At 66.0% G+C, this 13,948-nt stretch carries 1 protein-coding gene; it reads left to right on the forward strand.

The window, feature by feature from the left end:
• Window positions 1-13,947, forward strand: a complete 13,947-nt coding sequence (locus tag MA884_RS02010) for a non-ribosomal peptide synthase/polyketide synthase (RefSeq protein WP_256228745.1) — start codon at window positions 1-3, stop codon at window positions 13,945-13,947.
• Window position 13,948 lies beyond the last annotated feature (1 nt).

Raw genomic sequence — 13,948 nt, forward strand, 5'->3', positions numbered from 1 at the left:
ATGACCAGCGAAAAAACCACCGGTAACCCGATCGAAGACATTTACCCGCTGTCGCCGCTGCAACAAGGGATGCTGTTCCACTCCCTGCTGCACGAAGACTCCGGTGTCTACCTGATGCAGGATCGCTACCGCATCGGCGGGGCCATCGATGAAGGGGCGTTCCTCGAATCGTGGCGCCAGGTGGTGGCGCTGCACCCTTCCCTGCGCGCCAGTTTCCAGTGGAAAAGCCAGAAGCAACCGGTGCAGGTGATCCATCGCCAGGTCAAGGTACCGCTGGACACCCTCGACCTGCGCGGGCTCGCCCCCCATGAGCAGGAAGCGCGGATTCGCAGCCTGCTGGAAGACGAGCAGAAAGTCGGCTTCAACCTGTCCAAACCACCGCTGATTCGCTTCCGGCTGGTGCGCCTGGCTGACGAGTCCTACGAGTTCATTCGCAGCTTCCACCACATCCTGATGGACGCCTGGTGCATTTCCCTGGTGACCGTGGACTTCCTCAAAGTCTACGAAGCGCTGTGCAACGACCGCACGCCGGAGCTGAAAAGCCCTCGGCCGTTTCGCGATTACATCCAGTGGCTGCAACGCCAGGATGCCGGCAAGGCCGAGCAATTCTGGCGCGGACAGCTACAAGGCCTCAACGCGCCCACGCCACTGACCGTGGACAACGGCGTGACCCGCGACCGCTACACCGATGCGGTACTGGTGGACGACCAACTGATTCACCTGAACGAGCAGGAAACCCAGGCACTGGCGGCGTTCTGCCGCAATCGGCGGATCACCCCGAACACGTTTTTCCAGGGCGTCTGGTCACTGCTGCTGTCGCGCTACAGCGGGCAACAGGACGTGGTCTTCGGCGTCACCGTGGCCGGGCGTCCGGCCGACCTGACCGGCGTCGCACAAATGATCGGCCTGTTCATCAACACCTTGCCACTGCGGGTGTCGGTGGACCCGAATGCCACGCTCGGCAATTGGCTGGGCGACTTGCAGAAGCTCAACGTCGACATGCGTGACTTCGAGCACACGCCGTTGACCGACATCCAGGGCTGGAGCGATTTCCCCCGGGGCGAGACCCTGTTCGACAGCATCCTGGTGTTCGAAAACGCGCCCATCGACGAACAGATCCTCGAAGGCGGCTTCCAGTTCAGCCTCGAAGGCATGGACCACAGCGTGCACACCCACTACGGCTTGACCGTGGTGATCCTGCCGGGCGAACAGCTGGGCATCCGCGTGTCCTATGACCGCGAACGTTTCGAGGCCGCCACCGTGCAACGCCTGCTGGGCCACATCGCCAGCCTGGTCCGCAGCATGCTCGCCGCCCCCGACGCGCCGTTGGCCAGCTTCGAACTGCTGGCCGCCGAGGAACGCCAACAGTTGCTGGGCGAGTGGGCACTCAACCGCCACGATTTCCCGCTGGATCAAAGCTACTCCGAGCTGTTTGCCGCCCAGGTGGCCCAGCGCGGTGATCAGGTCGCCGCGATCTGCGCCGGTGAGTCACTGACCTACGCCGAGCTGGACCTGCGTTCCACGCGCCTGGCCCATACCCTGCGCGAGGCCGGCGTCGGTGCAGATCAACTGGTCGCGCTGGTGGCCCCTCGTGGCCTGGCGCTGTTGACCATGATGCTGGCCGTGTTCAAGGCGGGCGCAGCGATGCTGCCCCTTGAGGTCAATCACCCGCCCGAGCGCCTGCGGGAAATCCTCGGGCTGTCCCGCGCGCCTCTGCTGGTGGCGAGCGAAGCCTGCAGCGGCCTGCTCGATCAACTGCTCAGCGGCCTCGACCGGGCGCCCGAGTCGCTGTTCGCCGAGGCCTGCTGGACGTCCGGCAACGACGCGCCTCTGCCGGTGCTCGCCGGTCCGGACAGCCTGGCCTACGTGCTGTTCACCTCCGGTTCGACCGGCACTCCGAAGGGTGTGATGATCGAACAGCGCGGCATGCTCAACAACATCTTCGGCAAAGTACCGGCCCTGGGCCTCAGCGCCGCCGACCGGATACCCCAGACCGCCTCGGTGGCGTTCGACATTTCGGTGTGGCAGTTCCTCGCCGCGCCGGTGCTCGGTGCCACCGTGCACATTCTTCCGGATGAAGTCGCCCACGACCCGCAACGCCTGCTGCAGGTGCTCGCCAGCGAGCGCCTGAACGTGCTGGAAGTCGTCCCGAGCCTGATGCGCACCGTGCTCGCGCTGTGCCCGTGCGACCTGCACCTGCCGGACCTGCGCTGGGTATTGCCGACCGGTGAAGCCCTGCCGCCGACCGTGGCCCGTGACTGGTTCGCCCGGTTCCCCGACATCGCCCTGATGAACGCCTACGGACCGGCCGAATGCGCCGACGACGTGGCTTTCCAGCCGATCTTCGAAGCGCCGGGGGCCGAAGTCAGCCACATGCCCATCGGCCAGCCGACCGCCAACAACCGTCTGTATGTGCTGGACGAAGCCCTGCGCCCGGTGCCGGTTGGCGTGGCCGGGGAAATCTGTGTCGGCGGCGTCGGCGTCGGCCGCGGCTACCTGCACGACCCGCAACGCACCGCCGAGGCTTTTATCGACCATCCTCAACTCGAAGGTCGCCTGTACCGCACCGGTGACCTGGGGCGCTGGCGTGCAGACGGGGTGATCGAATACCTCGGCCGCCGCGACCAGCAGGTCAAACTGCGCGGGCACCGGATCGAGCTGACGGAAATCGAACACCGTCTCGCCCAGCACCCGAACGTGCGTGAAGCCGCGGTCCTGTTGCGGGAAAACACCGTCGGCGAAGCCTGGCTGGTGGCGTACTGGTCGGCCCATGACCAGGCCCTGGGCAGCGACGACCTGAGTGAGCACCTGCGGGCGCAATTGCCGCCGTACATGGTGCCGGCGGCCTTCGTCTGCCTGGACAAGCTGCCCCTGAACAACAATGGCAAGGTCGACCGCAAGGCCCTGGCCGCCCGAGAACTGGACTGGCAGGCCGACACCCAGCACAGCATCGCTCCGCGCAACGCGCTGGAAACCAGCGTGGCGTCTGTCTGGGCCGAGGTCCTGGGGCGCGACACGGTGGGCGTGGAAGACAACTTCTTCACCCTCGGCGGGCATTCGCTGCTGGCGACCCAGATCGTGGCCCGCCTGCGCACCCAGTTCAAACTGGACCTGCCATTGCGGGTACTGTTCGAGCAGCCGACCGTGGCCTTACTGGCCGAAGCCATCGGCGCCCGCCAGGCCCAGGCCGCCGCACCGCAAGCCAGTGCGATCAGCGTGCCCAAGGCCCAACCACGCCCGACGCTGCTGCCACTGTCGTTCTCGCAACAGCGCCTGTGGTTCATCGAGCAACTGACGCCGGGCACCACCCTGTTCAACATCCCGTTCGCCCTGCACCTCAAGGGTGAACTCAACGTCCAGGCGCTGCACGCCAGCCTGAACGATCTGCTGGTGCGCCACGAAATCCTGCGCACCGGTATCCACAGCACCAACGGCGTGCCGTGCCAGCGCATCAGTCAATCGCTGGACATCGCGCTGCCCTTCGAAGACTTGTCGGGGCTGACCGCGACCGCTCGCGCCGGCGCGCAGTTCAATGCCTTGCAAGACACCTTCGAGCAGCCGTTTGACCTGACTTGCCCACCGCTGCTGCGTGCGCGTTTGCTGCGCCTGGCACCGGGCGAGCATGTGCTCGGCATCGCCCTGCATCACTTGGTCTCGGACGCCTGGTCGGCCACCATCGCCCTGCGCGAGTTGGCCCTGGGTTATGAAGCCCGTTGCAATGGCGCCCCCGCCGACGTGCCGGCCCTGCCACTGCAATACGCTGACTTCGCCCTCTGGCAGCGCGAACACCTGCAAGGCGCCGAACTCAAGCGCCAGCTCGATTACTGGACCACCACCCTGGACCGTCGCGACAGTGACGCCAGCCCGCTGCTGGCCTTGCCCACCGATCATCCTCGGCCGTCGGTGCAAAGCTACCGCGCCGGGATCGTACAGCGCGAACTCAGCGCCGACCTCAGTGGCCGGGTGCAAGCCTTTGCCAGTCGCCTCGGCACCACGCCGTTCACCGTCCTGTTCGCCGGTTTTGCCGTGCTGATGCACCGTTTGAGCGGCGACGCCACGGTGCTGGTCGGCACCCCGGTTACCCACCGTGAACAACCGGGCACCGAAGGCCTGCTGGGCATTCTGTTGAACAACCTGGCGATCCGCGCCGACTTCGAGCCGCAAGCCGACTTCAGCGCCCTGGTCAAACAAGTGGCCGAGCGTCTGCGCAGTGGCTTGCTGCATCAGGACCTGCCGTTCGAACAATTGGTGGACAGCCTGCAACTGCCACGCAGCCTCAGCCATGCGCCGCTGTACCAGGTGATGGTCGCCCAGCAACTGGCCATGGAATCGCGGTTGCGCTTCCCCGGGCTGGAATTCGAAGCCCTGGACACACCGCTGCGGCACTCCGAATGCGACCTGGACCTGCACGTGCTGTGCCCGGCCAATGCGCCGATCCAGCTGGAGCTGATGTTCGCCCTCGACCTGTTCGTCGCCGACAGCGCCCGCCAGACCCTCGAGCGCCTGGAGCATCTGCTCGAACACATGCTCGCCGAGCCACAGCGCCCGGTCGCCGCGTTGCCGCTGCTGACGGACGCGGAGTGGCAACGCACCGTAGTCGAGTGGAACCGCACCGAGATGCAGGTGCCGACGCACCTGACCTTTGCCCAGCTGTTTGAACAACAGGCCGAGCGCACCCCGGAACGCGACGCCCTGTGTTTCGAAGGCCGCAGCCTGAGCTACGGCGAACTGAACCGGCGCGCCAACCAGGTGGCGCATTACCTGCGCAGCCGGGGCGTCGGCGCCAACCGCCCGGTGGCGCTGTGTGTCGAACGGTCGCTGGAACTGCTGGTCGGCCTGCTGGGCATTCTCAAGTCCGGCGGCGCTTATGTACCGCTGGACCCGACCTACCCGGTGGATCGCCTGGCGTACATGCTCGAAGATGCGCAACCGGCACTGTTCCTCGGCCAGCAGGGCCTGCTGGAACAGCTGGGCGCCGAACTGCCACGCTTGCGTCTGGACAGCGACGCAGCGCTGTTCGCCAACCAGCCAGACAGCAACCCGGCCCCGCTCGCCGGCCCGCACGACCTGGCCTACATCATGTACACCTCCGGCTCGACCGGTAAGCCCAAGGGCACCCTGGTGACCAACGGCTCGGTGGTCAATCTGGCCTGGGCGCGTATCCATGGCTTGTATCGCCGCTACACCGACCAGCCGATGCGCACCAGCTTCAACTACTCGTTCGCCTTCGACAGCTCGGTGGCCGAGCTGATCCTGCTGCTCGACGGCCACAGCCTGTACCTGACCCCGGAAGACGTGCGCTACGACCCCGAGGCCCTGGCCGGGTTCTTCCGCGACACCCGTCTGGAAGCCTTCGAGTGCACCCCGGCACAGCTCAAGGCCCTGCTTGAAAGCGACGGCGTTCGCCGTGGCGAGGTGTACCTGCCGCGCTTCGTGCTGTTCGGTGGCGACGCGGTGGACGCGCAACTGTGGCAACGGCTGCCGTCGATTGCCGGCAGCCGCTTCTTCAACACCTACGGCCCGACCGAATGCACCGTGGATGCCACCGGCTGCGCGGTGGATGACTTCCCGCTGCGGCCGATCATTGGCCGGCCGATCGCCAACGTGCGCACTTACGTGCTCGATGCTTTCCTCAACCCGATGCCGGTGGGCGTCCCGGGGGAACTGCACATCGGCGGTGCCGGCGTGACCCTGGGCTACCTCAACCGTGCCGAGCAGACCGCCAAGGTGTTCATCGAAGACCCGTTCTCGTCGCTGCCCGGCGCGCGGATGTACAAATCCGGCGACCTGGTGCGCTGGCTGCCCGACGGCCAGCTCGAATACCTGGGACGCATGGATCATCAAGTGAAGATTCGTGGCTTCCGCGTCGAACTGGGGGAAATTGAAACCCTGATCGGCGCCCAACCGGGCGTGCGCCAGGCCGTGGTATTGGCCCGTGAAGACGTGCCCGGCGACAAGCGCCTGGTGGCCTACGTGACCTGCGATCAGCAGGCCGATATTCACGCCTGGCGCAAAGCCATTGGCGCCGCCCTGCCCGACTACATGGTGCCCTCGGCATTCGTGCTGCTCGATGAGTTGCCGCTGACCGACAACGGCAAACTCAACCGCAAGGCTTTGCCGGCCCCGGACATCCAAGCCGCGCCAGACGCTCTGGAACCACCCCGAAGCGTCGCCGAACAGCAATTGGCCGCCCTGTGGGCAGAGTTGTTGAACGTGCCGTCGTCGCAGATCGGCCGTGACAGTCATTTCTTTTACCTCGGTGGCCACTCGCTGCTGGCGGCTGCGCTGTTTGCCCGCCTGCGCCAACAGTTCGCCAGCGTGCCACCGTTGCGGGCGGTGTTCGAACACCCGACCCTTGATGCCTTGGCCGCGCTGTTGGGCGATCCCCTGCAAGCTCCGACGGCAACCTTCGCTGCACCGGCACGTCCGGCGCGCCTGCCGCTGTCGTTCGAACAGCAACGCTTGTGGTTCCTCGAACAACTGAGCGCCGGCGGTGGTGAATACAACGTGGTCAGCGCCGTGCAACTGGACGGCGAACTCAATGTCCAGGCCCTGCAAACGGCCCTGAACAATGTGGTCCAACGCCACGAGATCCTGCGCAGCCGCATCGTGCGCGATACCGACGGCGAGTTGGCGCTGATTGTCGAACCACAAGTCGATATCACCTTGCACGTCACGGCACTGCAGGCCGCCAGCGACGAGCAGTGGCAACAACTCACCGACGCGGCGATCCACGCGCAAACCGGCCGCCGTTTCGACCTCGCCGCCGAAGTGCCCATGCGTGCCACACTGCTGCAACGCAGCGGCGGCGCCCAGTCGCTGCTGTTGCTCAGCGTGCACCACTGCGCCACCGATGACGCCTCCAGCCAGAACCTGCTGGATGAACTGCGACAGTTCTACACCGGCCAGTGCCAGGGCACTCCGGCGGCACTGCCGGCGCTGGCGCTGCAATACCCCGATTATGCCCTCTGGCAACGCGAGCCCGGTCAACAGACCGCGTTCAGCAGCCAACTGGAATACTGGCGCAACCAACTGGAGGACGGCGACTACCTGCTGGACCTGCCGACCGAACAGGGCCGGCCAAACCAGCTCGCCCCGGCGGCCGGCGCAGTGCAACTGCAATTGCCGCCCGCCCTGGTGGAACGCCTGCGGCAGTTCGCCCAGCAACGCGGTGCCACGCTGTACATGCTCATGCTCGGTGCGGCGCAGTTGCTCTTGGGGCGCTACGCCAACCAGCACGACGTACGGGTCGGCAGCCCGGTGGCCCAGCGTCCATTCGCCGAGCTGCAACCGCTGATCGGCTGTTTCGTCAACACCGTGGTCATGCGTGCCGATCTGGATCCGGCGCTGGATTTCGAAGGTTTGTTGGGCCAGGTGCGCAACCGTGTGCTGGATGCCCAACAGCACCAGGACGTGCCGTTCGACCAGGTCGTCGAGCACTTGAAGCCTTCGCGCAGCCTCGGCCAGACGCCGCTGTTCCAAGTGCTGTTCGCCATGCAGAACGCTGACTCGTCCTCGGCTCACTGGCCGCAGTTGCAGGTGCGCGAACGGGCGGTAACCGCCCAGGCCACCAAGTACGACCTGAACTGGGAAGTGCACGACGGCGAAGTGCTGTCGGTGTTGCTGGAGTACCGCGCTGCGCTGTTCAGCGAATCCACGGTCCGGCGTTGGCTGGAACAATGGCAACAACTGCTGGAAACCATGCTCGAAGCGCCACAAACCCGCCTCGGGGACTGGACACCGCTGCCGGCGGCAGAGCGTCATCGCCAACTGATCGAGTGGAACGCCAGCGAACGTCATTACAGCGGCCCGACCAACCTGCACACCGCGCTCAGCCAACAGGCAGCCCTGAGCCCCAACGCCCCGGCCTTGGTGTTCGAAGGCCAGCGCCTTACCTATGCCGAGCTGGATCAACGGGCGCAAACCGTGGCCCGGGCCCTGCGCGCCGCCGGCGTGGGCAGCGACAGCATCGTGCCGCTGTGCATGGAGCGTTCGGTGGAGATGGTCGTGGCCTTGCTCGGCATCGTCCATGCCGGCGCCGCGTGGCTGCCGCTGGATCCGGAGTTGCCGGCTGCACGCCTGGCCTTCCTGATCGAAGACGCCGATGCCAAGGTCACCTTGACCCAGGCGCAGTGGCTGTCGCGCCTACCCGCCGGGCATGACGTCTGGACGCTGGATGCGTTGCCAAACGCTGAGGTCGCAGAGCCGATCAGCGTCGAGCCCCATGACCTGGCCTACGTGCTCTACACCTCCGGCTCCACCGGCCAACCCAAGGGCGTGATGAACGAACACGGCGCCTTGATGAACCGCCTGCACTGGATGCAGGAGGCCTTCCCGATTGGCCCGAACGACCGTGTCCTGCAAAAGACCCCGTACAGCTTCGACGTCTCGGTGTGGGAGTTCTTCTGGCCGCTGATCACTGGCGCGACCCTGGTGGTGGCGCGTCCGGACGGGCATCGCGACCCGGCCTATCTCAGCCAGTTGATCCAGCAGGAGCGGGTCACCACCTTGCACTTCGTACCGTCGATGCTCCGGGCGTTTGTCGAAGAACCGGGCCTGGTCAACTGCCACAGCTTGCGCCAGGTGTTCGCCAGCGGTGAAGCACTGCCGGTGGATCTGGTGCGGCGTTTCATGGGCCAACACCCGGCCGCGCTGGCCAACCTGTACGGCCCGACCGAAGCGGCCATCGACGTCTCGGTCTGGCGTTGCTCGGCCAACGACGTGATCGTGCCAATCGGCAAGCCCATCGCCAACCTGCGTTTGTACATCCTCGACGAGGCCATGCAACCGTTGCCGATTGGCAGCATCGGCGAGCTGTACATCGGTGGCGTCGGCGTGGCCCGGGGTTATCTGAAACGCCCGGACCTGACCGAGGAACGCTTCCTCGCCAGTCCATTCATCGAAGGTGACCGCCTGTACCGCACCGGCGACCGTTGCCGCTTCCTGGCCGATGGCAACATCGAGTACCTGGGGCGCCTCGACCATCAGGTGAAACTGCGAGGACAGCGGATCGAGCTGGGTGAAATCGACGCTGCGCTGCTGGCGCAGGCCGGTGTTCGCGATGCCGCCACCTTGTTGCTCGACCAGCGCCTGGTGAGTTTCTGGTGCGGTGACGCCGACGAGGCAACCCTGCGGGCCGACTTGAACAACAGCCTGCCCGCGCACATGCAGCCAAGCCTGTTCGTGCAGCTCGACAGCCTGCCGCTCAACAGCAACGGCAAGCTCGACCGCAAGACATTGGCCGCCACGCCGCTGCCACAGAGCCAAAGCGACCAGCCGCGCACAGCACCGCGCAACGCCACTGAAAGCGCACTCTGCGAACTGTTCGGCGAAGTGCTGGGTTGTTCGCCGGTCGGGATCGAAGATCACTTCTTCCAACTCGGCGGCCACTCCTTGCTGGCCACCCGCCTGGTCAGCCGGGTCCGTGAGCACCTTGGGGTATCCCTGCCCTTGCCGCTGGTGTTCGCCCAACCAACGGTGGCGGCCCTGGCCGAGCATCTGCGCGCGGCCATGCCCGGTGAGTCAATCAGCGCACAACCGCGCCCGACGCAATTGCCCCTGGGTCTGGCCCAACGCCGGTTCTGGATGCTCAGTCGCCTGGTGCCGGAATCCCGCGAGTACCACATGCCGTTTGCCCTGACCTTGCGCGGCGAGCTGCAGGTCCAGGTCTTGCGCGAGGCCTTTGCGCAGCTCAGCCAGCGCCATCTGGTGCTGCGCAGCCGGATTGTCGACGTCGACGGCGAGCCGCAACTGCTGATCGACGACCACGGGCCGGCACTCGCGGTCACTGGCGTCGCGACCCAGGACTGGACCGCGGCCTGCGCCAACGCCCAGGACGAACTGATGACAGCGTTCGACTTGGCCGCCGCCGCGCCTTGGCGTGCGCATCTGCTGCAACGCCAGGGCAGCGACGAAAACCTGTTGTTGGTGTGCCTGCATCACAGCGCCACCGACGGCTGGGCCATGCAGTTGCTCATCGATGAACTGACCCAGGCCTACGCCGCCAGCCTCAACGGGCAATCGCCGGCCTGGACGCCGCTGGAGATCGACTACGTCGATTTCGCCGTGTGGCAACAGCACCCGGACACCCAGGCCCGACGCAGTGACAGCCTGGACTACTGGAAAAACCATCTGGGCCAGGACGACTACCAGCTCGACCTGCCCATCGACCATCCGCGTGGAGCCGAAGCCGATCGTCGCGCCCGGCAACTGACCGTCCGCCTCGGCACCCAGCGCGCCGAAGCCATCCGCCAGTTCGCCCGTCAGCGCGGCACCACCACCTATGTGGTGCTCGCCACGGCCTTGAGCGCGCTGCTGGCGCGCTACAGCGGTCAACGGGAGATTCGCCTTGGCACCCCGGCGGACCGACGTGATCAACCGCAAGCCCAGACACTGCTGGCCTGTCTGGTCAACACCCTGGTGATCCGCAGCGACGTCGACCAACGGGCCCCGGCCGAGCAATTGCTCGCCAACCTCGAGGCCGATCTGCGCGCCGCCCAGGCCCACGCCGACCTGCCATTCGCCACCCTGGTCGGCGCCATCGCGCAAACCCGCGACCTGAACCGTACACCGCTGTTCCAGGTGCTGTTCTCCCTCAACTACGGCCACGTCGACAGCAGCCAATGGCCGGGGCTGAACGTCGAAGAGCAGATGCTGCCGGTGATCGACGCCAAGTTTGAACAGAGCTGGGAAGTCCAGGACGACGGCAGCGACATGACGCTGGCGCTGGAATACCAATCGGCCTTGTTCGACGAAACGACGATGCAACGCTGGAGCGCGCAGTGGTGCGCGCTGCTCGACGCCCTAGTGGCAAGCCCTGGGCGCACCCTGGTCGAACTGTTCCCGCAACAGCAGGATCAGCAGCAACTGGACCGTTGGAATGCCACTGAACGTGAGTACAACGGCCCGACCAACCTGCACACCGCGCTCAGCCAACAGGCAGCCCTGAGCCCCAACGCCCCAGCGCTGGTGTTCGAAGGCCAGCGCCTGAGCTATGCCGAACTGGATCAACGCGCACAAACCGTTGCCCGGGCCCTGCGCGCCGCCGGCGTGGGCAGCGACAGCATCGTGCCGCTGTGCATGGAGCGTTCGGTGGAGATGGTCGTGGCCTTGCTCGGCATCGTCCATGCCGGCGCCGCATGGCTGCCGCTGGATCCGGAACTGCCGGCCGCACGCCTAGCCTTCCTGATCGAAGACGCCAACGCCCGGGTCACCTTGACCCAAGCGCAATGGCTGTCGCGCCTGCCCGCCGGGCATCAGGCCTGGACCCTCGACGCCCTGCCCCAGGCACCCGCGTTCGAACCCATCAGTGTCGAGGCCAACGACCTGGCCTACGTGCTCTACACCTCCGGTTCCACCGGCCAACCCAAAGGCGTGATGAACGAACACGGCGCCTTGATGAACCGCCTGCACTGGATGCAGGAGGCCTTCCCGATTGGCCCGAACGACCGTGTTCTGCAAAAGACTCCGTACAGCTTCGACGTGTCGGTGTGGGAGTTCTTCTGGCCGCTGATCACCGGCGCGACCCTGGTGGTTGCGCGGCCGGACGGGCATCGCGACCCCGCCTACCTCAGTCAGTTGATCCAGCAGGAACAGGTCACCACTCTGCACTTCGTACCGTCGATGCTCCGTGCCTTTGTCGAGGAGCCGAGCCTGGTCAACTGCCACAGCCTGCGCCAAGTGTTCGCCAGCGGTGAAGCCCTGCCGGTGGATCTGGTGCGGCGCTTCATGGGCCTGCACCCAGCCGCGCTGGCCAACCTGTACGGCCCGACCGAAGCGGCCATCGACGTCTCGGTCTGGCGTTGCTCGGCCAACGACGTGATCGTGCCAATCGGCAAGCCCATCGCCAACCTGCGTTTGTACATCCTCGACGAGGCCATGCAACCGTTGCCGATTGGTAGCATCGGCGAGCTGTACATCGGTGGCGTCGGCGTGGCCCGAGGTTATTTGAAACGCCCGGACCTGACCGAGGAACGCTTCCTCGCCAGCCCATTCATCGAAGGTGACCGCCTGTACCGTACCGGCGACCGCTGCCGCTTCCTGGCCGATGGCAACATCGAGTACCTGGGGCGCCTCGACCATCAGGTAAAACTGCGTGGACAGCGGATCGAGCTGGGAGAAATCGACGCTGCGCTGCTGAACCTGCCGGCCATCACCGGCGCCTGCACGCTGGTCATCGACAACCGCCTGGTGGCGTTCTACAGCAGTAGCACCGCACAGTCGGACCTCGACACCCAGCTCGCGGCCGAACTGCCGGCGTACATGGTGCCGGCGGTATGGGTGCAAATCCCGGCCCTGCCCCTGAGCACCAACGGCAAGATCGACCGCAAGGCCCTGGCCGCCCTGCCCTTGCCGCACAGCCAGAAAGACTACGCGGCACCACGCAACGAGCTGGAACGCCTGCTCTGCCAGTTGTTCGGTGAACTGCTCGGCGACACCTTGACCGGCGGCCGTGAAGTCGGCACCTCGGACAGTTTCTTTGCCCTGGGTGGTGACTCGATCCTCGGCCTGAAACTGATCTCGCGCCTGCGTGAACAGGGCTATTCGCTCACGCCACGGGACCTGTTCCGTTCGCCGACCCCGGCGGCGCTGGCCCACGTGACCACAACACTGTTGACCCAGGCCGAGCAAGGCGACGTGACCGGGCCAATGCCGCTGATGCCGTTGCACCAGTGGTTCTTCGACCAGCAGCAGGTCCAGGTCGCACACTGGAACCAATCGGTGCTGGCCGACAGCGACCGTCGCCTGGAACCGGCCATCGTGCAAGCCACGCTGGATCGACTGGTCGCCCACCACGACGCCCTGCGCTTGCGTTTCACCAACGTCGACGGCCAATGGCAGGCGTACATCGCGCCGGTAGCCCCGGCCCAACTGACCCGCTGCGAGCACCCGGAACAACTGCTGCACGTTGCGCAAAGCCTGGACCTGCAACACGGCCCGCTGTTTGCCGCGGCCCTGCTGGAAGGCACCCCGCAGCGCCTGTACCTGGTGGCCCATCACCTGGTGGTCGATGCGGTGTCCTGGACGCCGCTGCTGGAAGACTTCCAACAGCTCTACACCGCCCTGGAACGTGGAGAGCAGCCGACGTTGCCGGCAAAAACCACCTCGTATCGTCAATGGGCCGAGCACCTGCAAGCCCATGCCGCGAAGGCTGCTACCGAGCATCGCTACTGGCATGCCCAGATCGGCACGAACCGGCCGCCCATGGCCACGGTCGCCGAGCGCCAGACACTGGCGTCCCGCTGGGATGCCAGCCGCACGCAGCAATGGCTGACCGAGTCCCACGCGGCGTACCGCACGCAACCGGAAGAACTGCTGATCGCCGCCCTCGCCGCGACCCTGGCCGAAGTCGAACAGCGCACTGACATCGTGGTGGACCTGGAGCGCCACGGACGTGACGCACCGTTTGCCGGGCTGGACGTCGGTCGCACCGTCGGCTGGTTCACCACGCTGTACCCACTGCGGGTGAACGCCAGCGGCGCCGCAGGCGAGCAGGTGCGCAACACCAAGCAAGCCTTGCGTGACGTACCCGGCCAGGGCCTTGGCTACGGCTTGCTGCGCCAGCGCGGCGAGTTGCCGGCCAGCAGCGGCGATGTGCTGTTCAACTACCTGGGGCATGAGCAAACACCCGAGGGCTGGTTGCGCGCCAGTAGCCTGACCCCGCCGCCGGAGGTAGCCCCGGTGAACCGAGTGACCCATGCCCGTGAAGTGGTGGCCTGGCTGGAGGACGGCGTCTTGCGTGTCGAATGGCACAGCGTCACGCCGAACGCCGACAGCCGTTTGCCCGCTCGTCTGCTGGAACATTTGCAGGCGCTGGTCGAGCACTGCCTCGACCCGCAGGCCGGTTCGTTGATGCCAGCCGATTTCCCGCTGGCCAAGGCGCTGAACCAGAAGTCCCTGGACAAGCTGCTGGGCAAACTCAAGACCAAACCCAATTCCCAAAGCTAGC

Source organism: Pseudomonas sp. Q11 (genome assembly GCF_024494355.1).
GTDB classification, from domain to species: Bacteria; Pseudomonadota; Gammaproteobacteria; order Pseudomonadales; family Pseudomonadaceae; genus Aquipseudomonas; species Aquipseudomonas hefeiensis.